General features: G+C 65.2%; 24 protein-coding genes. 12 read left to right on the top strand and 12 right to left on the bottom strand.

Features of this window, described 5'->3' with window-relative positions; translation table 11 throughout:
- Positions 1 to 30: 30 nt before the first annotated feature.
- A complete protein-coding gene (gene senB / locus B7G52_RS18160) occupies positions 31 to 1,059 on the bottom strand; it encodes a selenoneine biosynthesis selenosugar synthase SenB (RefSeq protein ID WP_170954800.1) in 1,029 nt (342 codons plus the stop codon).
- A 55-nt stretch (positions 1,060 to 1,114) separates the two neighbouring features.
- A complete protein-coding gene (locus B7G52_RS18155; protein ID WP_096698932.1) occupies positions 1,115 to 2,899 on the bottom strand; it encodes a hypothetical protein in 1,785 nt (594 codons plus the stop codon).
- A gap of 394 nt (positions 2,900 to 3,293) precedes the next feature.
- On the opposite strand from B7G52_RS18155, the gene senA reads away from it, so the two are divergent.
- Positions 3,294 to 4,514 (top strand): selenoneine synthase SenA, encoded by a 1,221-nt coding sequence (senA, locus tag B7G52_RS18150; protein WP_096698936.1) that lies wholly within the window; start codon positions 3,294 to 3,296, stop codon positions 4,512 to 4,514.
- Between the two features lie 601 nt (positions 4,515 to 5,115).
- On the opposite strand, the gene B7G52_RS18145 is transcribed toward senA, so the two are convergent.
- Positions 5,116 to 6,225 (bottom strand): substrate-binding domain-containing protein, encoded by a 1,110-nt coding sequence (locus tag B7G52_RS18145; RefSeq protein ID WP_096698931.1) that lies wholly within the window; start codon positions 6,223 to 6,225, stop codon positions 5,116 to 5,118.
- 137 nt (positions 6,226 to 6,362) lie between these two features.
- Between B7G52_RS18145 and B7G52_RS18140 the strand changes: the two genes are divergently transcribed.
- The 3 genes from B7G52_RS18140 to B7G52_RS18130 are packed head-to-tail and all read left to right on the top strand — an operon-like array spanning position 6,363 to position 8,643.
- Positions 6,363 to 7,121, top strand: coding sequence for an ABC transporter permease (locus tag B7G52_RS18140; RefSeq protein ID WP_096698930.1), 759 nt, complete (start codon positions 6,363 to 6,365; stop codon positions 7,119 to 7,121).
- A complete protein-coding gene (locus B7G52_RS18135) occupies positions 7,118 to 7,807 on the top strand; it encodes a phosphate ABC transporter ATP-binding protein (RefSeq protein ID WP_096698929.1) in 690 nt (229 codons plus the stop codon). Before B7G52_RS18140 ends, B7G52_RS18135 begins: the two co-directional genes overlap by 4 nt.
- A gap of 23 nt (positions 7,808 to 7,830) precedes the next feature.
- Positions 7,831 to 8,643: an extracellular solute-binding protein gene (locus B7G52_RS18130; protein ID WP_205853084.1), complete on the top strand. Its 813-nt coding sequence runs from the start codon at positions 7,831 to 7,833 to the stop codon at positions 8,641 to 8,643.
- A 255-nt stretch (positions 8,644 to 8,898) separates the two neighbouring features.
- On the opposite strand, the gene B7G52_RS18125 is transcribed toward B7G52_RS18130, so the two are convergent.
- A complete protein-coding gene (locus B7G52_RS18125) occupies positions 8,899 to 9,804 on the bottom strand; it encodes an AEC family transporter (RefSeq protein ID WP_096698927.1) in 906 nt (301 codons plus the stop codon).
- Positions 9,805 to 9,931: 127 nt separating this feature from the next.
- Here B7G52_RS18125 and B7G52_RS18120 point away from each other — a divergent pair, with 127 nt between their 5' ends.
- The 3 genes from B7G52_RS18120 (at position 9,932) to B7G52_RS18110 (ending at position 13,112) form a co-directional block, all read left to right on the top strand.
- Positions 9,932 to 10,906, top strand: a complete 975-nt coding sequence (locus B7G52_RS18120; protein ID WP_096698926.1) for a tripartite tricarboxylate transporter substrate binding protein BugE — start codon at positions 9,932 to 9,934, stop codon at positions 10,904 to 10,906.
- A gap of 119 nt (positions 10,907 to 11,025) precedes the next feature.
- A complete protein-coding gene (gene xerD, locus B7G52_RS18115; RefSeq protein WP_096698925.1) occupies positions 11,026 to 11,928 on the top strand; it encodes a site-specific tyrosine recombinase XerD in 903 nt (300 codons plus the stop codon).
- A gap of 191 nt (positions 11,929 to 12,119) precedes the next feature.
- Positions 12,120 to 13,112, top strand: a complete 993-nt coding sequence (locus tag B7G52_RS18110) for a tripartite tricarboxylate transporter substrate binding protein (RefSeq protein ID WP_096698924.1) — start codon at positions 12,120 to 12,122, stop codon at positions 13,110 to 13,112.
- Between the two features lie 101 nt (positions 13,113 to 13,213).
- Here the strand turns inward: B7G52_RS18110 and B7G52_RS18105 are convergent, their stop codons facing one another.
- A complete protein-coding gene (locus tag B7G52_RS18105) occupies positions 13,214 to 14,521 on the bottom strand; it encodes a class I SAM-dependent methyltransferase (RefSeq protein ID WP_096698923.1) in 1,308 nt (435 codons plus the stop codon).
- Positions 14,522 to 14,728: 207 nt separating this feature from the next.
- Entirely contained in the window at positions 14,729 to 15,544 is an 816-nt protein-coding gene (locus tag B7G52_RS18100; protein ID WP_096698935.1) for a ferritin-like domain-containing protein, read from the bottom strand.
- 140 nt (positions 15,545 to 15,684) lie between these two features.
- On the opposite strand from B7G52_RS18100, the gene B7G52_RS18095 reads away from it, so the two are divergent.
- Positions 15,685 to 16,209: a gamma carbonic anhydrase family protein gene (locus tag B7G52_RS18095; RefSeq protein ID WP_096698922.1), complete on the top strand. Its 525-nt coding sequence runs from the start codon at positions 15,685 to 15,687 to the stop codon at positions 16,207 to 16,209.
- Between the two features lie 162 nt (positions 16,210 to 16,371).
- Positions 16,372 to 17,334 (top strand): Hsp33 family molecular chaperone HslO, encoded by a 963-nt coding sequence (locus tag B7G52_RS18090; protein WP_096698921.1) that lies wholly within the window; start codon positions 16,372 to 16,374, stop codon positions 17,332 to 17,334.
- A gap of 27 nt (positions 17,335 to 17,361) precedes the next feature.
- On the opposite strand, the gene B7G52_RS18085 is transcribed toward B7G52_RS18090, so the two are convergent.
- The 6 genes from B7G52_RS18085 to B7G52_RS18060 form a co-directional block, all read right to left on the bottom strand.
- Positions 17,362 to 17,871: a hypothetical protein gene (locus tag B7G52_RS18085; RefSeq protein WP_096698920.1), complete on the bottom strand. Its 510-nt coding sequence runs from the start codon at positions 17,869 to 17,871 to the stop codon at positions 17,362 to 17,364.
- Between the two features lie 88 nt (positions 17,872 to 17,959).
- On the bottom strand, positions 17,960 to 18,235 hold the full coding sequence (locus B7G52_RS18080) for a septum formation initiator family protein (protein WP_096698919.1): 276 nt from the start codon (positions 18,233 to 18,235) through the stop codon (positions 17,960 to 17,962).
- Positions 18,236 to 18,422: 187 nt separating this feature from the next.
- On the bottom strand, positions 18,423 to 19,709 hold the full coding sequence (gene eno / locus B7G52_RS18075; protein ID WP_096698918.1) for a phosphopyruvate hydratase: 1,287 nt from the start codon (positions 19,707 to 19,709) through the stop codon (positions 18,423 to 18,425).
- Between the two features lie 42 nt (positions 19,710 to 19,751).
- The gene (locus tag B7G52_RS18070) at positions 19,752 to 20,042 is read right to left on the bottom strand and encodes a DUF1330 domain-containing protein (protein ID WP_096698917.1); all 291 of its coding nucleotides are present in this window, start codon (positions 20,040 to 20,042) and stop codon (positions 19,752 to 19,754) included.
- Between the two features lie 2 nt (positions 20,043 to 20,044).
- A complete protein-coding gene (gene kdsA, locus B7G52_RS18065) occupies positions 20,045 to 20,902 on the bottom strand; it encodes a 3-deoxy-8-phosphooctulonate synthase (protein ID WP_096698916.1) in 858 nt (285 codons plus the stop codon).
- A gap of 109 nt (positions 20,903 to 21,011) precedes the next feature.
- A complete protein-coding gene (locus tag B7G52_RS18060) occupies positions 21,012 to 22,679 on the bottom strand; it encodes a CTP synthase (RefSeq protein WP_096698915.1) in 1,668 nt (555 codons plus the stop codon).
- A 116-nt stretch (positions 22,680 to 22,795) separates the two neighbouring features.
- Here B7G52_RS18060 and coaBC point away from each other — a divergent pair, with 116 nt between their 5' ends.
- The 3 genes from coaBC to dut are packed head-to-tail and all read left to right on the top strand — an operon-like array spanning position 22,796 to position 24,929.
- On the top strand, positions 22,796 to 24,052 hold the full coding sequence (gene coaBC, locus B7G52_RS18055) for a bifunctional phosphopantothenoylcysteine decarboxylase/phosphopantothenate--cysteine ligase CoaBC (protein WP_096698914.1): 1,257 nt from the start codon (positions 22,796 to 22,798) through the stop codon (positions 24,050 to 24,052).
- Positions 24,053 to 24,058: 6 nt separating this feature from the next.
- The gene (locus B7G52_RS18050) at positions 24,059 to 24,478 is read left to right on the top strand and encodes a hypothetical protein (RefSeq protein WP_096698913.1); all 420 of its coding nucleotides are present in this window, start codon (positions 24,059 to 24,061) and stop codon (positions 24,476 to 24,478) included.
- A gap of 1 nt (position 24,479) precedes the next feature.
- Complete coding sequence (gene dut, locus B7G52_RS18045; protein ID WP_096698912.1) at positions 24,480 to 24,929, top strand: dUTP diphosphatase; 450 nt, start codon at positions 24,480 to 24,482, stop codon at positions 24,927 to 24,929.
- Positions 24,930 to 25,054: the final 125 nt, after the last annotated feature.

Raw genomic sequence — 25,054 nt, 5'->3', positions numbered from 1 at the left:
GGGCGGCGGGTGTGAGTGGGTCGGGTGCGTTCATGGGGAGGGTTTCCTGGGCGGTGCGGCAGACAATGCGCTGAGCATCAAGTTTAAGACAAGGCGCTTTTCCGCTTCGGGGTCGAACAGGTGGGCGCGCTCGCTGCATTGTTTTTCGAGCAGGGCCAGAAAACCTGCATCGGTGGCGCAGCGCAGCAGGAGCACTGCCAGCGCAGCGTCGTCACCGACGGGAAAATAGCCCGCATAACCGGCGCCCAGCATGCCGATGTTGCCGTTGATTTTTGACGCCAGCACGGGGGTGCCGGACTGGACGGCCTGCAAGATGACCTGGGCGCCGCCTTCCATGCGCGAGCTGTTGACCAGCACGTGCGCCTGTTTGATGTGCTGGCGGGTTGTTGCCTGGGGCAGGCCGCCCAGCCAGCGGTAGCCGGGGATGGATGTCTGCGCTGTCTGCACGGCCAGCGCGAGATCCGGTGTGAGTGCGTCCCCGATATGGTCAAACAGCAGGCGTACCGGCGGGCTTGCGGTTCCCGGGGCCAGCCGCGCTGCCGCCCGTATCCAGGTCAGCGGGTCTTTTTCCTCCCGCAGGTGGCCGACCATCAGGGCGCGAAAGTGCCGCACCGGTTTGACGGCAGGCTTCAAGGCGCGGGCCGACTGGTAAATCACGCGGGCCTTGTGGCGCATGGCGGCGGGCAGCGCCTGCAGGCCGGCCTCCTGCAGCACCACCAGATGTGTGGCCAGCGCCAGCGATTGCTGCGCGCTGGTGTTCGCAAGGATGTCGCGGTACAGGTCGGTGCCCGTCAAAATGAGAATCAGCGGTTTGCCGGGGCACTGCCGCGCCCAGGCTGCGATGGAAGGCGCAGAGCGGCGTGCATGCAGCGCGATCAGGGCATCGGCCTCGGCCTCCGCCGAAGGGGGCGGTTCCGGCCACTGCGCCCGCAGGAGGGTGGCACAGTGGCCCGCCAGGCATTGCGCCCAGCGCCGGGTGGTGTGCCAGTTGCCGTTGTTGGCATCGGCCAGGGCCGGGCTGACCAGCACCACGGTTTTTGTTTCGGACACGTTGCCCATGGACCACCTTGTTTCGCGAGCCGGAGAGCTCCTCTCGCAGCAAGGTTAACAGGCCTCAGGCCGGCCCGCCTTCGGCATCCCTGTCCGCCGTGAGTTCGCCCTTCTTTGCGTCGTAGACAAACTGTTTCCTGGCAAGCGCAGGCTGGTAGTTGAGCATGTCGATCAAGAAGCTCAGGGCGCCGAGGTTGTTGCCGAGGCAGTCAAACGTCCCGGCCGCGAGAAGCTGCTGTCCGTCGACATCGGCGTGCAGCATCTGGTCGACGAGTTCGCGCATGTGCACCACCGCCAGCGCGGCCTGGTCCAGCCCCAGCAGGGCCAACACGCCGCGCATCTGCCCCAGTTGCCCGGGCACCGCGCTCAACACCGTCTTGTCCTGGGGCGCACGGGAAAAATTGTCCAGCGATTTTTCCAGATCACCGAGCGTCACCCGCAGTTCAACCACCAGGGTCGCCATGGTTTGTTTGTCGCTGACCCGCCGGTAAAGCTCTTCCATCCAGGGCTCCAGCAGTTGTGACGGCCCACCGGCCTGGGCCGCGGCTAGCCGTTCGGCGAGCCGGGCGGTGCGGGCGGTCAGTTGGGGGTCACTGGGGTCGAGATCGTCAAAAGCGACTTCGAGGTACAACACGGCCGTCGCCACTTCCAGCGCCAGTTCGGGGCCGGGCACCTGGCCCGAGCGTGCGGTCGTCTCGATCACCCGCGCCAGCACGCGCGCCAGCGGCTCGCTGGGCGGGTGCATCTTGACCAGGGAGTCCGTGACCAGGCTGAACTGGTCGTTCATGGTCTTGAACCGGGTGAGGTCGCCCGAGCTCACCCATGACCAGGTGTCCTTGGCCGAACTGATCCGCTTGCGGGCCTGGGCGATCAGCGCCGGGGCGAAGCGCCCGAACTGGATGGCCTCGTAGTCGATGGGCTGGAAGCGGTCCAGGCCATAACTTGCACGGACCGCCGACAGCACCGGGGCATCCGTGGTGTTCTTGGGCACCGCCTGGGTGCAGAGAAAGAGCAAATCCTGCGCCAACCTTTCCGACGCACGGGCGTTGCCCCGCGCCAGGGCCGCATACTGCAGCAGGATGCGCAAAATGGCCCTTTTGGCATACACATCCACTTTCAGCAGGCCTTGTGCGAGGGCTTCAAAAAAGCCGGCAGCCAGTTTCCAGAAGGCCCTGGGTTCACTGTCCGTTTCCGCCTGCGCGAAGCCCAGGCACATGTCGCACAGGTGTTGGGCCGCCTCGGGATGGCTGCTCCGGACGAGTTTCAGTGTCGACCGGTCCAGCAGTTCCCGGCTGGCGTCGCCGTAGGCCAGGGGATGGGCGCCGGACGCCAGCTCCGCCTCAATCCAGTGCCACTCAAAGGCCCAGAGGTCGGCCGGATGGATGCGGTCCGCGCCGATCAGGCCCTGGACATCCCGGTATTGGGGGAACAGCGACACGGCCGAAGCTGGTTTGCCCGCCAACACATCCTCGAGGTAAGCGGTCAGGGCAAAACCGGCCAGTTCGACCTTGTTGACGGCCTCCGGGGTGCATTGACCGGGTGTCTGGACAAACTTCTGCACCGCGGCCTCCATCGCCCGCAGCACCAGTGCCGGCGCACTCAAGCCGACCATCTCCAGCGCGCCCACCGCCTGATGCAGCTGCTGGCGGGCGATGCGCAACTGGCTTGCATCAAGCGCGGCAAGCTCAGCGTCCTGCGCCACTTCGGCTTCCCGTACAAAACGTTTCAGCGCCTTGCTCGAACTGTCCAGTGATTTTCCGAGTTCGTCCAGGACCCAGGCCAGTGGACTCATGTCCACGATGCTCAGGTCGAGATCTTCGGGGGAGGCATTCAGCTCGTTGGATGGCATAAATGGCGGACCGGTTGATGGATCTGATTCACACGCGAAGGCAAAGGAGGAACCCGGCAAGCGGCCTTGCCTTGATAGAAAAACCATCGAAGTCTATCCCGACTGTGCCGAACCGGTGATGGGCGGGGTGACGACCGGTCGGAAAAAGCGCTTGACTGGTGGAGGCCAGGGCCTCTCCGGCCGGATTTTCACCGGCGGCGCAGGCCGCTCGCCGCTGTCCCGGGCAGTCGCAGGTCTGCTATTCTGGGTTCCCCCATGCGCGGTGCGCCGCTTGCCAGGGTTGGCATGCTGCAGCCGGCTTACCAGGACGACGGTTTTGGCTTCAGATCCGCTACCCCCTTCATCACCCCATTTGTCTGCTGCCCACGCAGCCGGCCTGATTGACTCGCCCTTGATGCGCAGCGCCGGACGGGATGCCCTGTCGCTGGCCCTGATGGATGCGCGCAACCATACCTTGCACCTGTTTGGCCAGTACCAGCAGGCGCTGGAGTCCGTCAATTTTGCGGTGCCCGAGTTGACGGTCCTCAATCCTCCGCTGTGGGAGCTCGGGCATATCGGCTGGTTTCAGGAGTGGTGGATCGGGCGCAACATGCAGCGCGCCCGGGGTGACCGCTGCGAGCCCGCGCATGCGCGGCTGGCCTCCATCGAACCGGGCGCCGACCGCTGGTGGGACTCGGCCAACGTGCCGCACCACCAGCGCTGGACACTGGATCTTCCCCCGGTCGCGAGTTGCCGTGCCTATTTGCTCGACACGCTGGAAAGCACGCTGGAGCTGCTGGAGAAAACCGGGGAGGACGATGATGCGCTCTATTTTTTCCGCCTCTGCCTGTTCCACGAGGACATGCATGGCGAAGCCCTGAGCTACACCGCGCAGACATTGAGCCTGGGCCTGGACAAGGCGCTGCTGCAGGCCTTCATGCCACTCACCATGACCCTGCGCGAGCCCTTGCTGGTGCCGGCCACCGTCTGGACGCTCGGCAGCGCCGCGGCGCCGGGATTCGTGTTCGACAACGAGCTGGCCCAGCACACGGTCAGCGTGCCCGAGTTCGAGATCGACGCCCAGCCGGTGAGTTGGGCGCAGTTCGTCGAATTTGTCGATGACGGCGGCTACGACCAGCCCGAGTTCTGGCAGAGCGAAGGCTGGGACTGGCTGCAGGCCACGGCGACCCGTGAAGGACGGCGCGGCCCGCGTTATGTCGAGCAGATCGGTGTGGCCAGCGGCGCGGTGATGCAGACCCGCTTTGGCAAGCCGATGCGCATGCTGGCCAACCAGCCGGCCATGCACATGAGCTGGTGGGAAGCCGACGCCTGGTGCCGCTGGGCCGGGCGCCGCCTGCCGGCCGAGGTCGAATGGGAAGTGGCGGCGCACACGGCCGCGCGGCGCGGGTTTCGCTGGGGTGATGTGTGGGAGTGGATGGGCAGCACCTTCCGGCCCTACCCGGGTTTTGTGCCCGGCCCCTATGCCGATTATTCGCAGCCCTGGTTCGGCACGCACAAGGTGCTGCGCGGCGGTTCTTTTGCGACCCGCGCCCGCATGAAATCCCCGAAGTACCGTAACTTCTACCGGCCCGAGCGGGACGATATCTTCTGTGGGTTTCGGTCCTGCGCCTTGTAGTGCTATATGTTTGATAGCTGTCGGCGCTTTCTGGGTAAGGGCTGGAGGCGTATTTCTTGTTGAATCCGGCATCACGCTGCGCTTGTGGCTTGCTACTGGCAGTAGGAGCGACTCCCCACTCCCACTCCCACCCCTAACCCCTCCCTCGCCCCGCTGGGCGATGGAGGGGGACTTCATTTGGCCGTGTGTGCTGCGTCCGCGTGCATGAATGACAGTCTGTTGAGTCCGACCTGACGCGCTTCGCGCGTCAGGTCTCCCCGCATCCGCATTGGATTTCTCTTCCTCCACCCGTCGGGCTGGGCCGAGGAGCGCAGGCAAAAGCGGATCAGGGATCGCGATTGTCTGAGGCGAAGCCGAGTTCGAGCGAGACCCCGCTTTTGTCGAGCACCGCAGGGTGCCCGTAGCGAAGCGAAGGGTCCCAGACCATCGGGTCGCCTTTCTTTTCCTTAGGTTTCTTTGGCGAAGCAAAGAAAAGTAAGTCGCCCGCCGGGGCGAGACCCGGCTTGTTGGCGTCCCTCCACGTTGGAGGTGCCTCAGTGATTGCTATGAATTAAATAGCATTCTAAGCCCGACCATCAAGGGATGGAGCCAAAAATCACCCTCAAGAGTGGGAAGTCTTGGCTTTCCGGTAATTCCACCAAGGCAACATCGCCCGCAGCGACAGCACCTTGCCGCTCTGCGCATGGTCGCCGCTGTAGCCGGGCAGTCCGGCCAGCGTCGTCTGCCAGTCGCTGCTCTGCAACTCCCTGAGCAGGGCCTGTACCTGTGGCTGCGGCAGTTCGGACTTCAGGCAGACCAGGTGGTAACGCTCCTGGACCAGCGGCACAAAACCGAGGTCTTTTTCGCGCGCTGCGGCCTCGATGCCCAGGCCGGCATCGGCGGCGCCGCTGGCGATGGCCTGCGCGACCGCGCCGTGGGAGGGCTCCTGCGTGTTGTAGCCTTCAATGCCGTCCGCGTTCAGGCCGGCCTGCGCCAGCAGCTCGTCGAGCAGCACCCGCGTGCCGGTACCCACTGCGCGGTTGACATAACGGATGCCCGGCCGTTTCAAATCGGCGATGCCGTTGATGGCCAGTGGGTTGTTCTTCGCCACCATCAGGCCCTGCTGGCGATGCGCGAAACCGATCAGCTTGTGCTGGCCGGGCTTGAGCAGGCTGCGGTAAGTCAGCGCCGCCACCGACTTGCTGTCTGGCTGCTCCAGGGTGTGAAAGCCGGCCATCATGCAACGACCGGCGTTGAGCGCCGCAATCGCGTCCACGCTGCCCATGAAACGGATGTCCAGGTGCAGGCCGCGCGCACTGGTCTGTTCGCGCAGTGCGCTCAGTGCGGTGTCGTGGCTGGCATACAGCGTGAGCACGTGGGCCTCATCATCAAAGGCGGTGGAGAAGGCCCGTTCGATGTCGCCGCGCAGCGCTTCGATCTGCGGCGCCAGCCTGGCCTGGGCCTGGCGCTCGGCCCACAGCAGCTTTTCACCAAACTCGGTGAGCTGGGCGCGTTGACCCTTGTCCCAGACGATCAGCGGCCGCTCCAATGTCAGCTCCCACTTCTTCAGCGCCCCCCAGACATGGCGGTAGGACAGATCGAGGGCGCGCGCGGCGTTCGAAATGGAGCCCTGTTCACGCACGGCATGCAGCAGGTCCATCAGCGGATTGCGGATCAGCGTGCCCTTGCTGCGCTCGGGCGTCAGCAGGTAGGAAAGTTCGACTTTGTGCATGGGGTGGCAGGAAGGTGTGCTGATTATGGGCGCAAGGCCGGGCGCGTCTTCCTTATGCAATCGGCTTCATAGCTCGTGATTCCCGATGGTGACCCGCGGCCATCGCTTCTACGATAAGGTCACAACTTTTCTTTTGCATGAACACTTTCTCGGACAGCGTCGGCACGGCGTTCTCGCTCATCGTTTCCCTGGATCCCCTGCTGGCGAGCATCGTGCTCCGGTCGCTGGCTGTCAGCGCCTGTGCCTGTGCGATCGCCTGCAGCGCCGGGCTGCTGCTCGGCGCTTGGCTGGGCGTCGCGCGTTTTCGCGGCCGCGGCATCGTCCTGACCGTGCTCAACACGTTGCTGGCCCTGCCGTCGGTGGTGGTCGGGCTGGTGGTGTACCTGCTGCTGTCGCGGTCCGGCCCGCTGGGCTTTCTCGGCTGGCTGTTTTCGTTTCAGGCCATGGTGCTGGCGCAGGCCGTGCTGGTGCTGCCGGTGGTGACGGCGCTGGTGCGCCAGACCATCGAAGATGCCGACCGCCTGCATGGCGAGCAGTTCGAGTCGCTAGGCGCGGGCAAGGGCATGCGCAGCCTGCTGCTGCTGTGGGACGAGCGTTATGCGCTGCTGACCGTGCTGATTGCCTCCTTCGGCCGCGCCATCTCGGAGGTCGGCGCGGTGATGGTGGTGGGCGGCAACATCGACGGCTTCACGCGCGTCATGACCACCGCGATTGCGCTGGAGACCAGCAAGGGCGACCTGCCGCTGGCCCTGGCGCTGGGCCTGCTGCTGCTGGCCGTGGTGCTGCTGCTCAACGTGCTGATCGCGCTGCTGCGGCGCTGGCGCGAGCGCCTCGATGACGGCCTGCCCGAGACGGCCCAGCTGCTGGTGCCCGAGACCGGCGCCGTCAAATCATGAGCGCGCTGTTCGAACTCAAAGCGGTGGACGTGCACTTCGGCCAGACCCGCGCGCTGGCCGGGTGCGCGCTCAGCATTCACGCCGGTGAACGGGTGGCCCTGGTGGGTGCCAACGGCAGCGGCAAAAGCACGCTGCTCAGAACCCTGCATGGACTGGTCCGGCCGACGCGCGGCACGCTGTCTTCAGACGCATCGGCGCGCCAGGCCATGTTGTTCCAGCGGCCCTACATGCTGCGTGCCAGTGCCCTGAACAACGTGGCGCTGGGCCTGTGGCTCAAGGCCGTGCCCTGGAAAAACGCCCAGACCCAGGCGCTGCAGGCGCTCGCGCGTGTCGGGCTGGCGGGCGTTGCCCACCGCAATGCCAAGGCCCTGTCAGGCGGGCAGCAGCAGCGACTGGCGCTGGCGCGCGCCTGGGCCTTGCAGCCCCAGGTCCTGCTGCTCGACGAGCCCACCGCCAGCCTGGACCCTGGCGCCAAACGCGACGTGGAGGCGCTGATGACCGAGTTTTCCGATGCCGGCATGACGCTGGTGTTCAGCAGCCACAACCTGGGTCAGGTCAAACGCCTGGCCAGCCGCGTGATCTACCTCGAGCACGGTCGCCTGCTGGCCGACCGGCCCACCCATGATTTTTTCAACGGTCCCTTGCCGCTGGAAGCCGAGATGTTTGTCAAAGGAGAACTTGTATGAATCCCACCCCCGCCCTGTCCCGGATGTTCAAGTGTTTTCGGGCCGTGGCCTTTGTCTCTATTGCGCTGGCAGCTACTGTTTCCATAGCGCAGCAAAACACCATCGTGATGGCCTCGACGACCTCGACCGAGCAGTCGGGCCTGTTCGGCACGCTGCTGCCGGCTTTCAAGCAGGCCAGCGGCATCGACGTCAAGGTGGTGGCCCTGGGCACCGGCCAGGCCATCGACATGGGCCGCCGCGGCGATGCCGACGTGCTGTTTGTGCACGACCAGGCGGCCGAGGAAAAAGTTGTTGCCGAGGGTTATGCGATCAAACGCTACCCGGTGATGTACAACGACTTCGTGCTGATCGGCCCGGCCGCCGACCCGGCAAAAACCAGGGGCAAGGACATTGTCGAAGCCCTGAAAAAAATCAGCGCGACCAACGCGAGTTTCGTCTCGCGCGGTGACAAGAGCGGCACCCATGCCGCCGAGTTGCGTTACTGGAAAAATGCCGGCGTCGACAACCCGCAGTTTGCCGGCTACAAGGCCTGCGGCTGCGGGATGGGCCCGGCGCTGAACATCGCCGCCAGCGCGGGCGCCTACGTGATGGCGGACCGCGGCACCTGGCTGGCGTTCAAGAACCGCGCGGATCTGGCGGTGCTGGTGGAAGGTGATACACGCCTGTTCAACCAGTACGGCGTGATGGTGGTCAACCCCGCCAAACACCCGAAAGTCAAGGTGGCCGAGGCGCAGAAATTCGTGGACTGGGTGATTTCGCCGGCCGGCCAGGCGGCGATTGCCAGCTACAAGATAGGCGGGGAGCAGCTGTTCTTTCCAAACGCCGCGCGCCAGTAAGCGGACGTCGGGAGGCGATGCCGGACTCTCCCCTTCAAGCAGGGGCCGCGGAACCGGCTTTGCCGGGCCGCAGGCGCAGCGGCCTCCTCGGGGGCATCCTTCGACAGGCTCAGGACGATCGGATCAGAAGTGTGCGTCTCGAAGAATTTCCCATTCAAGCAGGGGCCGCGGAACCGGCTTAGCCGGGCCGCAGGCGCAGCGCCCCCCCCGGGGGGCAGAGAGCTACACGCAGTGAGCGAACGTGGGGGCCCTATTTCAGCGGAGCACGCCCAGCGCAAACGGCAGGCTGAACATGCCGAGCAGGGTCGACAAGGTGACCAGGCCCGCCACGTAGGCGCCGTCGTAGCCCATGCGCGCCGCCAGCACGTAACAACTCGAGGCGGTGGGCAGGGCCGAAAACGCCAGCAGCACGGTGGTCTGCACCGGCGACAGGCGAAACACCCAGGACAGACCCAGCGCAAGCAGCGGAATCAGCAGGTGGCGGATGGCCAGCAGCGCCACCGCCAGGGTTTTGGCTTTGGCCAGCTGGCCGAACTGCATGCCGGCGCCGGCAGCCATCAGGCCCAGCGCCAGCGAGGCCGCACCAATGCGGGTCACGGTGGGCTCCAGCCAGACCGGGATCTGGAAACCCGCGAGGTTGGCGGCCAGGCCGGTGGCGGTGGCGATGATCAGCGGGTTGCGCACCAGCGCACCGAGGAAACCGCTGTTGGCGTGGCGCGCCATCGGCCAGACCGCGCCGACATTGAACAGCGGCACGCAGACGCCGATCAGCACGGCAATCAGGAGCAGGCCTTCGGCACCGGCCAGCCGTTCGGCCAGCGCCAGCCCGATGAAGGAGTTGAAGCGGAAAGCCACCTGCGCGCTGGCCGCGTGCTCCCGCCGGTCAATGTGCGACCCCAGCCAGGGCAGGTGCGGCAGCGAGTAAGCCAGCGCAATGCCGAGCACCCCCATGCTGAGGCCGGCCGCAATCAGGCTGGAGGCCGCGCCCAGGTCCAGCGGGCTTTTGACGATGGACTGGAACAGCAGGACCGGAAACAGGAAGTAATACACCAGGCTTTCCACCTGCTGCCACACCGTGCGGTTGAGGGCGGTGTAACGGCACACCAGGTAGCCGCAGAGAATCAGGGAGAAGTCCGGGAACAGAAGTTGGGCGTAATTCACCCCGGCAAGAATAACCGCAATAGGCGCAAAGCCTAGGGATTGCCCTTATGCGTATTCCACAACAAGGTGGCACGGTGCTTGCGTTTACGATAGAGGTTGTTCACTTTCTATCGCAAGGAAAATCGTTATGCAACGTCGCTATCTGCTCACCCTTTCTGCACTGACGCTGGCCACGGCCGCGGCAGGTTCTGCCCTGGCCCAGTCCTACCCGAACAAGGTCGTCAAGCTGCAGGTGCCTTTTGCACCGGGCGGCACCACCGACATCGTCGCGCGCGTGATCGCCGAGCCGCTGGGCAAGGCCCTGGGGCAAAGCGTGATCGTCGAGAACAAGGCCGGTGGCGGCGGCGTGGTCGGCGCCCTGGAAACCGTGCGTTCCGTGCCGGACGGCTATTCGCTGGGCATGGCGACGGTGTCCACCACGGCGGCCAACCCGGCCATCAACACCAAGATTCCGTACAACCCGCTGACGGACTTCACGCCCATCATCAACATTGCGGCCACGCCCAACATCATCGCGGTGCACCCGAGCTTTCCGGCGCGCAACTACAAGGAGTTCATTGCCGAGATCAAGAAGAACCCCGGCAAGTACTCCTACGCCTCGTCCGGCACCGGCGGCATCGGCCACCTGCAGACCGAGCTGTTCAAAAGCCTGAGCGGTGCCTTCATCACGCACATTCCCTACCGCGGCGCGGGCCCGGCCCTGAACGACACGGTGGCCGGCCAGGTGCAGATCATTTTCGACAACATCCCCTCGGCACTGCCCTTCATCCAGCAAAAACGCCTGATCCCGATCGTGGTGGCCGCGCCGCAGCGTCTGGCGGTCCTGCCGGATGTGCCGACCTTCAAGGAAGTCGGCCTCGAGCCGGTCAACCGAATGGCGTATTACGGCATTCTCGGCCCCAAAGGCCTGCCGAAAGAGGTGGTCGACAAGGTCAGCGCCGCCACGCTCAAGGCCCTGCAGGACCCGGCGGTGCGCAAGCGCATCGAGGACACCGGCTCCATCATCGTCGGCAACACGCCGGAGCAGTTCACGGCCCAGATCAAGGCCGAGTACGAGGTCTACAAAAAAGTGGTGACCACCTCCAAGCTGTCGCTCGACTAAGTGCCGGCCAGGCGGTTTGACCGCCTTGTCCACGTTTCCTGTCAGCCCCGCCGGCCCCGAGCTTGCGGGGCTCTTTTTTTTGCAGGGGGCTGTCTGGTCAGTTTGTTATCGTTGCGCTTATGAATCCCCAGAGCCAGTCCAGCATTGATGCCTTTGTCGACGCCATGTGGCTGGAAGACGGCTTGTCCAAAAACACGCTGGCCGCCTATCGGCGCGACCTGTCGCTGTACGCGCTGTGGCTGGGGGCGAAAGAGCAGGGCGGGCGCAAGCTCGACGACAGCGCCGAGAGCGACCTGAACGCCTATTTTTCGGCCAGGCACGCCAGCACCCGGGCGACCTCCGCGAACCGGCGGCTGACGGTGTTCAAGCGCTACTTCCGCTGGGCTCTGCGCGAGCGTCTGATCAACGCCGACCCCACCCTCAAACTGCAGTCGGCCAAACAGGCCCTGCGTGTGCCCAAACTCATGTCGGAAGCCCAGGTCGAGTTGCTGCTGGCCGCGCCCGACAGCGACACGCCGCTGGGCCTGCGCGACCGCGCCATGCTGGAGCTGATGTACGCCAGCGGCCTGCGGGTGAGCGAGCTGGTGGGACTCAAGACCTTCCATGTCGGCATGAACGAGGGCGTGCTGCGCGTCATGGGCAAGGGCAGCAAGGAGCGCCTGGTGCCCTTCGGCCAGGTTGCGCGGCAGGCGATCGAGCACTACCTTGCCGAAGCGCGCCCCGCGATCCTGGGCGGGCAGCAGACCGACGACCTGTTTGTCACCGGCCGCGGCAGCGGCATGAGCCGCGTGATGTTCTGGATGCTGGTCAAGAAACATGCGCTGCGGGCGGGCATCACCTCACCGCTGTCGCCGCACACCTTGCGCCATGCCTTTGCCACCCACCTGCTCAACCACGGCGCTGACCTGCGTGCGGTGCAGATGCTGCTGGGCCACGCCGACATCTCCACCACCACCATCTACACCCATGTGGCGCGCGAACGGCTGAAGGCGCTGCACGCGCACCACCACCCCCGAGGATAGGCCCCCACGGTCGCTCACTGCGAGCCTGCGGCAACTCCCTGCCCCATGCATGGAGAAAGGGGCCGCTGCGCCTGCGGCCCGGCGAAGCCGGTTCCGCGGCCCTGCTGGTAAAGAGAGCCCACGTCGGTGGCTACGAACCAATCATCCTGAGTCTGTCGCAAAATACGGCAACGTTCACCTCAGGAAAATTCATGTCATTGACCTCACCGCGCCGCCGACTGCTGGCCCTGCCTGTGCTTGCGCTGTGCGCCGCCGCGCTGCCTTCGTTTTCAATCGCCCAGGCCGCCTGGCCGGCGCGCCCCATCCGCATCGTGGTGGCTTATCCGCCGGGCGGCCTGAGCGACAACATCGCGCGGGCGCTGGCCGACAAGCTGGCCGTGCAGCTGGGCACACCGGTGGTGGTGGAAAACCGGGCCGGTGCGGGTGGCAGCATCGGCATGGACGTCGTGGCCAAGGCCGCGCCGGACGGCTACACCATCGGCTTTTCCTCGATCAGCCCGCTGGCGCTGAACCCGCATCTGGGCAAGCTGCCCTATGACCCGGCCCGGGACATTGCCCCGGTGGCCAGCGTGATGTATTCGCCGGTGGTGCTGCTGGCCACCTCTGCTTTTGAAGGCAAGGACTTCAAGGACCTGCTGGCGGCGGCGAAAGCCAGACCCGGCAGCATCCGCTGGTCCACCTCGGGGCTTGCCACGGTGGGCCACATCGTGCTCGAGCAGGTCCAGAACGGTGCCAAAGTGGAGATCACCCATATCCCCTACAAAGGCGGCGGCCAGCAACTGACCGACGCCCTGAGCGGACAGTTTGAAGTGATCACCACCAACCTCAGCGGCGCGGTGATGCCGCACATCCAGTCGGGCAAGCTGCGTCCGCTGGCGCTGGGTGCACCGGCGCGGGTGGAGGCCCTGCCGCAGGTGCCGACCTTTGCCGAGCTCGGTTTTGCGCCGGCCAACCTGAGCTCGCTGTTCGGCGTGTTTGCACCCGGAAAAACACCCGAGGCCGTGCTGGCGCGCCTGAACACCGAAATCAATCTGGCCCTGAAGACGCCCGAGTTGCGCAAGCGCCTGCTGGGCGCCGACAACGTGCCGACGGGCGGCAGCGCCGCCGAGTTCGGGCGGCAGATTGCGCAGGAGTCGGACAACAACGCCCGCATCATCAAGGCGGCGCAGATCAAGGGCGACTGACACGCGGGGCGCAGCATGCTATGAATTCAATAGCTGTTTGCGCCCGTTGCATAAGGGCTGGAGGGCGATTTTATTGATGATTGCCGGGAGAGGCGACCGGTTCAGTCCGGCGTACTGCCCGCGCCGGCCGGCGGCGCATACATGTAGTCGCGCCTGAACGGGTAACGGCTTTGCGCACCCTTGCCGGTATTGCCGGCGTTGCCGGACGCGCCCTCGGCGGGCCGGGTGGCCAGCATCTGGTGCAGCGAGAGCCAGCCCTGCTCGAAACCCATGGCGCTGCCGGCCAGGTAGAGGCGGTAGGCGCGCAGGATTTTTTCGCCGCGCTCGCTGCCGCCGCTGCCCGTGGCCAGCACCTGCTGCGCGGCCTCCAGCCGGGCTTCCAGCGCATCGGACCAGTCCCACAACGTGCGCGCATAGTGGGGCCGCAGGTTTTCCGTATCGACCATCTCCAGCCCGCCGCGCGCCATGTGGTTGAGCACGTTGCTGACATGCAGCAATTGCCCGCCGGGAAAAATGTATTTCTCGATGAAGTCGCCCATGCCCGCGCCGAGCTGGTCGTTGTCCGGCCCGCCGGCGGTGATGCCGTGGTTCATGACCAGCCCGCCCAGTGCCAGCAGGCGCCGGATCTTGCTGAAGTACGCCGTCATGTTGGGTCGGCCCACATGTTCGAACATGCCCACTGACGAAATTTTGTCGAAGGGCTGGCTTTCATCGAGCTGGCGGTAGTCGCACAGCTCCATCCGGACCCGGCCCTGCAGGCCCTTGTCCGCGATCAGGCGCTGCACATGGGCGTGCTGGTTTTTCGACAGCGTGATGCCGGTAGCCTGTACACCGTAATGTTCGGCGGCCCACAGCAGCAGGCCGCCCCAGCCCGCGCCAATGTCCAGGAAACGCTCGCCGGGCTGCAGCATGAGCTTGCGGCAGATGTGGTCGAGCTTGGCTTCCTGGGCCTGGGCCAGCGTCATGCTGTCGTCCCGGTAGTAGGCGCAGGAATAAACGCGGCGCGGGTCCAGCCACAGGGCATAGAAGTCGTCCGACACATCGTAGTGAAACTGGATTTGCTCAGCGTCTTTTTCCGGCGTATGCGCCCTGAGCGCCCGGATCTGGCGCTGCAGGGTCGTCCACCAGCCGGCGTCGATGTGGACCGGGTTGGCCGGCAGCAGGCTGACTGCCACGGCCATCACGTCGCGCATGCGGCCTTCCAGATGCAGCTTGCCCTCGACAAACTCCTCGGCCAGCGCGCCGATCTGGCCGGCGCGCAGCCGGGTCAGGCTGGACCAGTGGGAAAACAACATCTTGACCGGGGCGCCGGGCGGGCCAAGCACCTGGCCCGCGGGCAGCTGCACGGCCACCGGCGACGGCAGGCGCACGATTTGCGACTCAATCTGGGGAACGAGATGCCGGATCATTGCAAACCCTCCTCTGAGACCTGACGGTCTGAAGCAGAAATATTACTCAATCCTGCGCCAGCTTGCCGGTGTTCCGTGCACTCGCGCCGTAGGGAAAATTCCCGATTCAGTGTCAGCCGCCCCAGACCCCGGCGCATTGACATGTATCAAGCCGGCGGGCATGCGGGCATACGGGCATACGGGCCGCTGCCGTTTCCCGGTTCAGGTTCAGGTTCCCAGCCGGGCCAGTTCGGCCTCGTCGAACCCGGCGGCGCGCCGGGCGGCCAGGTTGAACGGGCCTCGCAGTGCGGGCGCTTCATACCGGGCCGCCAGCTCGGCGTAGGTGGCGACCGGGTCCAGCCCGCGCTCGCTGCACAGGTGGCGGTACCAGTGGTTGCCGATGGCGACATGGCCGATTTCGTCGCGCAGGAGGATGTCCAGAATCGCCACCGCGCGCAGGGCGGCGGGGCTGCCGACCCGGCGCAGTTTGGCCTGCATCGCGGGGGTGGCGTCCAGCCCCCGGGCTTCCAGCGTGCGCGGCACCAGCGCCATGCGCGCGAGCACGTCGCCGGCGGTTTTTTCGGTCATGTCCCACAGGCCGGTGTGGGCGGGAAAGTCGCCGTAGTCATGACCCAGGGTCTGCAGGTGCTCGCGCAGCAGGCTGAAGTGTTGCGCCTCCTCGGCGGCCACTTTGAGCCAGTCGAGGTAATAGGCCTGCGGCATCCCGTCAAAGCGCCAGGCGGCGTCGAGCGCCAGGTTGATCGCGTTGAATTCGATGTGTGTCACCGCGTGTAGCAGGGCGGCCAGGCCCTGCGGGGTGAAGGGTGAACGTTTGGGTACATCGAGGTGCGAGCGCAACTCGGGCCGCGCCGGACAGCCGGGCAGGCCGGCGGGCGCCTCAAAATGGTTTTGGAATGCTATCGAAAGAGTAGCTGCCTGCGCCCACAGGGATTGGGCCAGAAGCACTTTTTGCTGTGGATCGGGTTCCATCAGTGCGCGCAGGGCCTGCTGGCGCAGTTCGGGGGGTGCGGGTGTCGCCGTCATGGCTGGATTGTCGACGATAGCGCGCAGCATGCGGGCAGCGCCCGGCAAAGACAGGGGGCAGGCGCCTGCCTACAATTGGGGCTCTTCCCGCCGCGCCCCGCTGCGCCAGGCGGCCCCTTTTCCCGACTTCACAAAGACCCATGGCCCTCTACCAACTCGACGACCTGACCCCTGCCGTTCATGAATCCGCCTGGGTCGCCGACAACGCACAGGTCATGGGCAATGTGTCACTGGCCGAGGACAGCAGCGTCTGGTTCGGCGTGGTGATTCGCGGCGACACCGAAACCATCCGCGTGGGCAAGGGCTCCAACATCCAGGACAACAGCGTCCTGCATGCCGACATGGGCATGCCGCTTTCCATCGGCGACAACGTCACCGTGGGCCACCAGGTCATGCTGCACGGCTGCACCATTGGCGACGGTTCGCTGATCGGCATCCAGGCCGTGGTGCTCAATGGCGCAAAAATCGGCAAGAACTGCCTGGTGGGCGCCGGCTCACTGGTGACCGAAGGCAAGGAGTTTCCCGACGGCTCCATGATTCTCGGCAGCCCGGCCAAGGCCGTGCGGCAACTGACCCCCGAGCAGATCGAGGGTTTAAAAATGAGCGCGCAGCACTATGTAGACAATGCCCGGCGCTACAAGACCGGGCTCAAGAAGATCGCCTGAACCTTATCGTCACCATGACCAAACCCATTACTTCCACACTGAGAGCCTGCGCGCCGGCTTTTATTTCAGCCGGGGCCGCGGGTCCGGCTTTGCCGGCCCGCAGGCGCAGCGGCCCCCTCGGGGGGCAGGGAGCTACACGCAGTGAGCGACCGTGGGGGCTTCATGTCCGAACTGCATAAATTCATTTTCGACGGCCTGCCGGTGCGCGGCATGCTGGTGCGCCTGACGGACGCCTGGCAGGAAATCCTCAAACGCCGCGAGGCCGGCGGCGGCTACCCGCCCGAAGTCATGCAACTGCTCGGTGAGATGACGGCCGCCGGGGCGCTGATGCAAGGCAACATCAAGTTCAACGGGGCGCTGGTCCTGCAGATCTTCGGGGACGGCCCGGTCAAACTGGCCGTGGCCGAAGTGCAGCCCGACCTGAGCCTGCGCGCCACCGCCACCGTGACCGGTGAGGTGGTGCCGGGCGACAGCCTGAGCCGGCTCGTCAACGTCAACAACCAGGGCCGCTGCGCGATCACGCTGGACCCGAAAGACCGTCTGCCGGGCCAGCAGCCCTATCAGGGCGTGGTGCCGCTGTTTGGCGACCAGCATGAAAAGCTCGAAAACCTCGGCGAAGTGCTGGAGCACTACATGCTGCAAAGCGAGCAGCTCGACACCCGGCTGATTCTGGCGGCCGACGGCCAGGTCGCTGCCGGCCTGCTGATCCAGCGCCTGCCGGTGCAGGGCCAGGGCAACCTGCAGGGCGGGCAACGCGCCGACGAAGACGAAATCGGCCGCAACGAAGACTACAAACGCATCGCCATGCTGGCCGGCACGCTCAAGCGGGAGGAGTTGCTGGGCCTGGACGCCGACACCATCCTGCACCGCCTGTTCTGGGAAGAAAAAGTCACGCGTTTTGTGCCCAGCACGCCGACCTTTGCCTGCAGCTGCTCGCAGGAGCGTGTCAGCGGCATGTTGCGCAGCCTGGGCACGGCCGAGGTGGAAAGCATCATCGCCGAGCAGGGGCGCATCGACGTGGGTTGCGAGTTTTGCGGCGCGCAGTATGGTTTCGATCCGGTCGATGCGGCGCAGATTTTCACCCGCCAGGAAAGCCAGTTGCCGCCCGCGCCTACCGTGCAGTAGTTGCAATAGTTACAGGGGGTGCTGCCCTCAGCGCGGCCGGCGGGCCAGCAGGTCGCTGAGCAGGCGGCGTTCGCAGCCCGGGTCGCTGCAGGTGTCGCAGGCCCAGACCCAGGGGTTGCGCGCCTGCACACCGGCCTGGCTGCCGTCCCGCAGCCCCTGCAGCGCGTCCAGTGCATGGGCCAGGCGCTGCGGTCCCTGGCCGTAAACCACGGTGTAGGGTACCTCCGCGTTGGCAAGCGTCAGGCGCAGCTGCTGGTCGACCGCTTCCTGTGCCGCCGCGAGGCCGGCGGGTGCCGGCAGATCCAGACCCATGAGCAGGACCCGATCGAAGCCGTGCTGGCCGGACAGGCCGTCGGCGCTTGCACCCAGCACAGCCGCCAGTGGCGGGTTGTCGGCGACCAGGAATGTCGGGTGTGGGGTGGGGCGATTGTCCAGCGCCGCCAGGAGTTCGCGAGCCAGCCGGGTCTTGCCGGTACCCGCTGCGCCCAGCAGCGCGATGTGGCGCGGAGCGGGCCCGGGTTCAGGTCGGGCGGTCAAATCATGAGTCAAATCAGGTTCCAGCCCTTGCAGGTAAAGCGCCGGAAGCTATCAAAAGCAGAGCAAGAGAAGCGCGCGATGGCCGCGGTCAGGGCGTGATTTGTACAAAAATTTCATTGGGTTTGACCATGCCCAGCTCCTGGCGCGCCTTTTCTTCCACCATCTCCAGGCCTTCGCGCAGGTCCTTGACCTCGGCGGCCAGCCGTTCGTTGTCGGCGTGCGCCTGGGTGTTCCTGACGGTCTGCTCGCTGAGCCTGCGCTGCATCTCGTTGACGCTGGGAAGGCTGCCCCGGCCAATCCAGAGCTGCGCATGCACGATGACCAGCAGCGCAATCAGGAGGGCGGGGACGACGCGTGAACCCATACCTATGCTTGAGGAAAATGTTTCGCCGCCGGGCCGCCCCAAGGCGAAACGCGGCCCCCGAGGGGCTGGAGCCTGCGGCTCCGAACCTGCTTGAGCAGGTTTGGACAGGCGACAGAAGCGAAGCCTCCGGCTAGCGGCGGCCTGCAAGGCCTCGCGAACGACACGAAGTGCGCGAACGTGGGGGCCATTACCTTAAGTTGTAGAAGGCATCGCGGCCGGGGTAGATCGCGATGTCGCCCAGGTCTTCTTCGATGCGCAGCAGCTGGTTGTACTTGGCCATGCGGTCGGAGCGGCTCAGCGAGCCGGTCTTGATCTGGCCGGCGTTGGTGCCGACCGCGATGTCGGCAATCGTGCTGTCTTCGGTCTCGCCGGAGCGGTGCGAAATCACGGCGGTGTAGCCGGCGCGTTTGGCCATTTCAATCGCGGCAAAGGTCTCGGTCAGTGTGCCGATCTGGTTGATCTTGATCAGGATGGAGTTGGCAATGTGCTTGTCGATGCCTTCCTTGAGGATCTTGGTGTTGGTGACAAACAGGTCGTCGCCGACCAGCTGCACCTTCTTGCCCAAACGTTCGGTCAGGATTTTCCAGCCGTCCCAGTCGCCTTCGTGCATGCCGTCTTCGATGCTGATGATGGGGTACTTGTCGCACCAGGTGGCCAGCATGTCGGTCCACTGCTGGGCATTGAGTTGCAGGCCGCCTTCGCCTTCGAGCACATACAGGCCGTCCTTGTAGAACTCGCTGGCGGCGCAGTCCAGCGCCAGGGCGATCTGGTCGCCGGCGGTGTAGCCGGCCTTGTCGATGGCTTCCAGAATCAGCGCAATCGCCGCTTCATGGTTTTCAACGCTGGGCGCAAAGCCGCCTTCGTCGCCCACGGCGGTGCTGATGCCCCGGTCGTGCAGGATTTTCTTGAGCGCGTGGAACACTTCGGCGCCCCAGCGCAGGGCTTCGCGGAAGCTGGGCGCGCCCACCGGCACGATCATGAACTCCTGCAGGTCCAGGCTGTTGTTGGCGTGGGCGCCGCCGTTGATCACGTTCATCATGGGAACGGGCATCTGCATCGCGCCCATGCCGCCGAAGTAACGGTACAGCGGCAGGCCGGCTTCCTCGGCAGCGGCGCGTGCCACGGCCATGCTGACGGCCAGCATCGCGTTGGCGCCCAGGCGCGCTTTGTTCTCGGTGCCGTCCAGGTCGATCAGCGTGCGGTCCAGGAAGGCCTGTTCGCTGGCGTCCAGGCCCAGCACGGCTTCGGAGATTTCGGTGTTGATGTACTCGACCGCCTTGAGCACGCCCTTGCCGAGGTAACGCGAGGTGTCGCCGTCGCGCAGCTCGATGGCTTCGCGCGAACCGGTGGATGCGCCCGAAGGCACGGCGGCCCGGCCCATGACGCCGGATTCGAGCAACACGTCGCATTCGACGGTGGGGTTGCCCCGGCTGTCCAGGATTTCGCGGCCAACGATATCAACAATTGCACTCATGGAGGTCTTTCAAATCAAAATTAAAAACTGGCAGACGAAGGGTCAGACACCTTCGACGATGATCATCCGCATGATGGCCGCGCCTTGCCGCGCGGCCCTGGCTTTGCCGTATTCGGGGGAGGCGTCAAAGGCCTGCGCCGCTCCAAACGTCGGAAATTTCAGGATGACGAGGCGTTCGGGCGCCCAGTCGCCTTCGAGCACCTCGACCTTGCCACCGCGCACGCAGACCTCGGCACCATGCGCCTGCATGGCGGCGCTGGACCACTTCTTGTATTCCTCGTACTGCACCGGGTTGGTGACCGTCACGTTGGCAATGATGTAGGCACTGGTCATGATCAGGCTTCGAAATTGTTTTCGAGAAAACCGTTTTTCTTGGTGACGCGGTCGAGCTCGAGCAGCGTCTCCAGCAGGGCCTTCATGTGTTTGAGCGGCACGGCGTTGGGGCCGTCACTCATGGCCTTGGACGGGTCCGGGTGGGTCTCCATGAAGATGCCCGCAATGCCGACCGCGACGGCGGCGCGGGCCAGCACCGGCACCATTTCGCGCTGGCCGCCGCTGGTGGTGCCCTGGCCGCCGGGCAACTGCACGGAATGGGTGGCGTCAAACACCACGGGGGCGCCGGTCTCGCGCATGATGGCCAGGCTGCGCATGTCGCTCACCAGGTTGTTGTAGCCGAAACTGGCACCGCGTTCGCAGGCCATGAAGTTGTCTTCGTTCAGGCCTTTTTCGCGTGCTGCCGCGCGGGCCTTGTCGATGACGTTTTTCATGTCGCCGGGCGCGAGAAACTGGCCCTTCTTGATGTTGACCGGTTTGCCCGACTGCGCCACCGCGTGGATGAAGTCGGTCTGCCGACACAGGAAGGCCGGCGTCTGCAACACGTCCACCACGGCCGCCACGGCGGCAATCTCGGCCTCCGAATGCACATCGGTCAGGATGGGCAGGTTCAACTCGCGTTTGACCTTGGCCAGGATCTCCAGGCCTTTTTCCATGCCGGGACCGCGAAAGCTGGTGCCGCTGGAGCGGTTCGCCTTGTCGTAGCTGGACTTGAAGATGAAGGGAATGCCCAGTGCAGCCGTGATCTCCTTGAGCGTGCCCGCCGTGTCCATCTGCAGTTGCTCGGACTCGACGACACAGGGGCCGGCGATCAGGAAAAACGGTTGATCAAGACCCACGTCGAAGCCACATAATTTCATGCCGACACCTCTTGCGACGTGGGCGCGACGGCCTTCGGGTTGCGATCCCCGGCGGAGCCGGGGCCCCTCTCCAGCCCTGCGGCCGTCATATCGAATCCACAGAGCTTCATCACGCCACCACTTTCAGTGTTTTTCCGGCCGCCTGGTGGTCCAGTGCGGCTTTCACGTAGGCGTTGAACAGCGGGTGGCCGGCCCAGGGGGTGGACTTGAATTCAGGGTGGAACTGCACGCCGATGAACCAGGGGTGTACGTTTTGCGGCAGCTCGACAATTTCGGTCAGGTGTTCGCGCTGGGTCAGTGCCGAGATCACCAGGCCGGCTTCACGCAGCCTGTCGAGGTAGTGGACGTTGGCCTCGTAGCGGTGGCGGTGCCGCTCGGTGACCACGTCGCCGTAGATCTTGTGGGCCAGGGTGTCTTTTGCGACGTCGGAGCTTTGCGCACCCAGGCGCATGGTGCCGCCGAGGTCGGACTGCTCGTTGCGCGTCTTGATGGTGCCGTCTTCGTCTTTCCACTCGGTGATCAGCGCGATGACCGGGTGAGGTGTGCCCGGCGCGAACTCGGTGCTGTTGGCGTCCTTCAGGCCCGCCACATGGCGTGCAAACTCGATGGTGGCGACCTGCATGCCCAGGCAGATGCCGAGGTAGGGCACCTTGTTTTCGCGCGCAAAACGCGCCGCGCAGATCTTGCCCTCCACGCCGCGTATGCCGAAGCCGCCGGGCACCAGGATGCCGTCGAACTTGGCCAGGCGCGAGACGTTGTCCGGCGTCAGGGTTTCCGAATCGACATACTCGATGACGACCTTGGCATGGTTTTTCATGCCGGCGTGGCGAATCGCTTCGTTGAGTGACTTGTAGCTGTCCGACAGGTCCACGTACTTGCCGACCATGGCAATGTGCACTTCATTGGCCGGATGCGCAGTTTCGTAAACCAGTTCGTCCCAGCGCTTGAGGTTGGCCGGTGGCGTGTTCAGGCGCAGCTTGTCGCAGATCAGCCCGTCCAGGCCCTGCTCGTGCAGCATGCGCGGCACCTTGTAAATCGTGTCCACGTCCCACATGGAAATCACGCCCCACTCGGGGACGTTGGAGAACAGCGAAATCTTTTCACGCTCTTCGCTGGGGATGGGGCGGTCGGCGCGGCACAGCAGCACATCGGCCTGGATGCCGATTTCGCGAAGCTGTTTGGCGGTGTGCTGGGTCGGCTTGGTCTTGAGCTCGCCCGCGGCAGCGATCCAGGGCACATAGCTGAGGTGCACAAAGGCCGTGTTGTTGGCGCCCAGGCGCAGGCTCATCTGGCGCACCGCCTCGAGGAAGGGCAGCGACTCGATGTCGCCCACCGTGCCGCCGATTTCGACAATCGCGACATCGACCGCCTGCGGCGTGTCGTAACCGGCGCCGCGCTTGATGAATTCCTGGATTTCGTTGGTGACGTGCGGAATGACCTGCACGGTCTTGCCGAGGTAGTCGCCGCGGCGTTCCTTTTCAAGCACGCTTTTGTAGATCTGGCCGGTCGTGAAATTGTTGGCCTTGCGCATGCGCGTTTCGACAAAACGCTCGTAGTGGCCCAGGTCCAGGTCGGTTTCCGCGCCGTCGTCGGTGACAAACACCTCGCCGTGCTGGAACGGCGACATCGTGCCGGGATCGACGTTGAGGTAAGGGTCCAGCTTGATCAAAGTGACTTTGAGGCCTCGCGATTCAAGGATCGCTGCTAAGGAGGCTGAGGCGATTCCCTTGCCCAGGGAAGACACCACACCGCCGGTGACGAAGACAAATTTGGTCATGTCAGGTACGAACCGCAAGTTCGCTTAGGTGGTAAACGGGGATTATACGGGTGAGTCCGCGTCCGCCCCGGTTCGCGCCGTCAAGGGCTCGGACAAACTGGGATACATTGCGGGGCATGACGAAGCAAGCAAATGAAGAAGCCATCGAAGCAGGCGGCGATCTGGCCGGCCGGCACATCGTGCTGGGCCTGTCGGGCGGCATTGCCTGCTACAAGGCGGCGGAGTTGTGCCGCGCGATGATCAAGCAGGGCGCGACCGTGCAGGTGGTGATGACCGAAGCCGCCGAGCAGTTCATCACGGCGGTGACGCTGCAGGCGCTCAGCGGCCGGCCGGTCTACACCAGCCAGTGGGACAGCCGTGAGGCCAACAACATGGCGCACATCAACCTGAGCCGCGAAGCCGACGCCATCCTGATCGCGCCCTGTAGCGCCGACTTCATGGCCAAGCTCCTGCATGGCCGTGCCGACGACCTGCTCAGTCTGATGTGCCTGGCCCGGCCCATCGCCACGGTGCCGCTGCTGATCGCGCCGGCGATGAACCGTGAAATGTGGGCCCATCCCGCGACCCAGCGCAACATGGCGCAGCTGTCTGCCGATGGCGCGACCATCCTCGGCGTGGGCAGCGGATTCCAGGCCTGCGGCGAAACCGGCGACGGACGCATGCTGGAGCCGCCCGAGCTGCTCGAAGACATTATTGCCTTTTTCACGCCCAGGGTGCTGGCCGGCCAGCACGTGCTGGTGACGGCGGGCCCGACTTACGAGGCCATCGATCCTGTGCGCGGCATCACCAACCTGTCGAGCGGCAAGATGGGTTTTGCCGTGGCGCGCGCCGCGCGCGAGGCCGGCGCGCAGGTCACGCTGGTGGCCGGGCCGGTCAGCTTGAGCACGCCACGCGGTGTCACGCGCATCGACGTCAAATCAGCACAAAACATGCTTGAAGCCGTTATGCAGCAAGTGCCAACAGCTACTGTTTTCATAGCGACTGCGGCGGTGGCCGACTGGCGGCCGGCGAGCAGCGCGGAGCGCAAGATCAAGAAAGACGGCTCGGGTCAGGCGCCCCAGCTGGCTTTTACCGAGAACCCTGACATCCTGGCGACGCTGGCGCAATCGCCGCGTGGCGTGTCGGGTGCGCTGTTCTGCGTTGGTTTTGCCGCCGAGAGCCACGACCTCGCGGACAACGCGCAGGCCAAGCGCCAGCGCAAGGGCGTGCCGCTGCTGGTCGGCAACATCGGTCCGGCCACTTTTGGCCGGGATGACAACGCCCTGCTGCTGGTCGATGCGCAGGGCAGCCGGGAGCTGGCGCGTGCCTCCAAGCTGTCGCTGGCGCGGCAACTGGTGGCAGAGATCGCCAGCCGGATCAAGCGGGCAGGGTGAGGCCGCATGCAACTGCCTTCCGACACCCCGCCCGATGGCGACTTTGCCCGGTATGTGGAAACGCTGAGTGCCACCGCGGCGGCAGCTGTCCTTGCCAGGCAGGCGAAGGCCGACGCGCAGCCGGGCGCCGGCCTGATGCCTGGGGCCGCCACGCCGGCACGCCAGGAAGCCGCCAGGGGCGCTGCGTCGAGCCGGACCGCCGGACCGTCCTTGTGGACGGTGGGTAAATGGGTGCTGGTCGGCTGGATGGTGTTGCAGCTGGTCTCCGCAGTGATTCCGCGCGCCGGCATGCTGGCCCTGCCGCTGCTGATCGCTTTTGCCGCATGGGCGTTTTACCGCTTTAAAAAATACTCGCCGGAGCTGCTCAAGGCGCGCTTGCGTGCGCTGGGCGAACAGGCCGCCAAAGAATTCAAACAAGGCAAGTGACATGAAAATCGACGTCAAGATCATCGACGAGCGCCTGCGCGGCAACCTGCCCGCCTACGCCACGCCTGGCAGCGCCGGGCTGGACCTGCGCGCCTGCCTGGACGCGCCGCTGACGCTGCAGCCCAACGCCTGGCAGCTGGTGCCCACCGGCCTGGCGATCCATCTGCACAACCCCGCTTACGCGGCCATGATCCTGCCGCGTTCGGGGCTGGGGCACAAACACGGCATCGTCCTCGGCAACCTGGTCGGATTGATCGACAGCGATTACCAAGGCCAGCTCATGGTCAGCGCCTGGAACCGCAGCGATGTGGCCTTCACGATCGCGCCCATGGAGCGTATCGCCCAACTGGTGATCGTGCCTGTGGTGCAGGCCGAGTTCAACGTCGTCGATGATTTCGCGGCAGCCAGTCAGCGCGGTGAAGGCGGCTACGGCTCGACCGGCAAGGCCTGAGCAGAGAAGCCGCAGCGTCAGGCTTTTCCTACACCTGCCGGCAGTGGGCTCCCACGCCCGGACAGCCTGGGACCCCACCCGTCCACCGGCGCGGCATGGGTGTAATCAATGCAGCAGGGTCCTCA

It is taken from the genome of Polaromonas sp. AER18D-145 (assembly GCF_002379095.1).
Classification (GTDB): Bacteria; Pseudomonadota; Gammaproteobacteria; order Burkholderiales; family Burkholderiaceae_C; genus Polaromonas.
The sequence above is the reverse complement of the archived record's forward strand: the minus strand, read 5'-3'. Positions and strand labels throughout refer to the sequence as shown.

What these genes read in the sequence shown, in the direction of transcription:
- B7G52_RS18155 (WP_096698932.1), bottom strand. Translation starts at nt 2,899, where the DNA reads ATGCCATCCAACGAGCTGAATGCCTCCCCCGAAGATCTCGACCTGAGC.
- B7G52_RS18070 (WP_096698917.1), bottom strand. Translation starts at nt 20,042, where the DNA reads ATGACCAGTGCCTACATCATTGCCAACGTGACGGTCACCAACCCGGTG.
- B7G52_RS18145 (WP_096698931.1), bottom strand. Translation starts at nt 6,225, where the DNA reads ATGCACAAAGTCGAACTTTCCTACCTGCTGACGCCCGAGCGCAGCAAG.
- senA (WP_096698936.1), top strand. Translation starts at nt 3,294, where the DNA reads ATGCGCAGCGCCGGACGGGATGCCCTGTCGCTGGCCCTGATGGATGCG.
- B7G52_RS18080 (WP_096698919.1), bottom strand. Translation starts at nt 18,235, where the DNA reads ATGGGTTCACGCGTCGTCCCCGCCCTCCTGATTGCGCTGCTGGTCATC.
- B7G52_RS18110 (WP_096698924.1), top strand. Translation starts at nt 12,120, where the DNA reads ATGTCATTGACCTCACCGCGCCGCCGACTGCTGGCCCTGCCTGTGCTT.
- B7G52_RS18135 (WP_096698929.1), top strand. Translation starts at nt 7,118, where the DNA reads ATGAGCGCGCTGTTCGAACTCAAAGCGGTGGACGTGCACTTCGGCCAG.
- B7G52_RS18090 (WP_096698921.1), top strand. Translation starts at nt 16,372, where the DNA reads ATGTCCGAACTGCATAAATTCATTTTCGACGGCCTGCCGGTGCGCGGC.
- B7G52_RS18060 (WP_096698915.1), bottom strand. Translation starts at nt 22,679, where the DNA reads ATGACCAAATTTGTCTTCGTCACCGGCGGTGTGGTGTCTTCCCTGGGC.
- B7G52_RS18120 (WP_096698926.1), top strand. Translation starts at nt 9,932, where the DNA reads ATGCAACGTCGCTATCTGCTCACCCTTTCTGCACTGACGCTGGCCACG.
- coaBC (WP_096698914.1), top strand. Translation starts at nt 22,796, where the DNA reads ATGACGAAGCAAGCAAATGAAGAAGCCATCGAAGCAGGCGGCGATCTG.
- dut (WP_096698912.1), top strand. Translation starts at nt 24,480, where the DNA reads ATGAAAATCGACGTCAAGATCATCGACGAGCGCCTGCGCGGCAACCTG.
- kdsA (WP_096698916.1), bottom strand. Translation starts at nt 20,902, where the DNA reads ATGAAATTATGTGGCTTCGACGTGGGTCTTGATCAACCGTTTTTCCTG.
- xerD (WP_096698925.1), top strand. Translation starts at nt 11,026, where the DNA reads ATGAATCCCCAGAGCCAGTCCAGCATTGATGCCTTTGTCGACGCCATG.
- B7G52_RS18050 (WP_096698913.1), top strand. Translation starts at nt 24,059, where the DNA reads ATGCAACTGCCTTCCGACACCCCGCCCGATGGCGACTTTGCCCGGTAT.
- B7G52_RS18100 (WP_096698935.1), bottom strand. Translation starts at nt 15,544, where the DNA reads ATGACGGCGACACCCGCACCCCCCGAACTGCGCCAGCAGGCCCTGCGC.
- B7G52_RS18140 (WP_096698930.1), top strand. Translation starts at nt 6,363, where the DNA reads ATGAACACTTTCTCGGACAGCGTCGGCACGGCGTTCTCGCTCATCGTT.
- B7G52_RS18130 (WP_205853084.1), top strand. Translation starts at nt 7,831, where the DNA reads ATGTTCAAGTGTTTTCGGGCCGTGGCCTTTGTCTCTATTGCGCTGGCA.
- senB (WP_170954800.1), bottom strand. Translation starts at nt 1,059, where the DNA reads ATGGGCAACGTGTCCGAAACAAAAACCGTGGTGCTGGTCAGCCCGGCC.
- eno (WP_096698918.1), bottom strand. Translation starts at nt 19,709, where the DNA reads ATGAGTGCAATTGTTGATATCGTTGGCCGCGAAATCCTGGACAGCCGG.
- B7G52_RS18095 (WP_096698922.1), top strand. Translation starts at nt 15,685, where the DNA reads ATGGCCCTCTACCAACTCGACGACCTGACCCCTGCCGTTCATGAATCC.
- B7G52_RS18105 (WP_096698923.1), bottom strand. Translation starts at nt 14,521, where the DNA reads ATGATCCGGCATCTCGTTCCCCAGATTGAGTCGCAAATCGTGCGCCTG.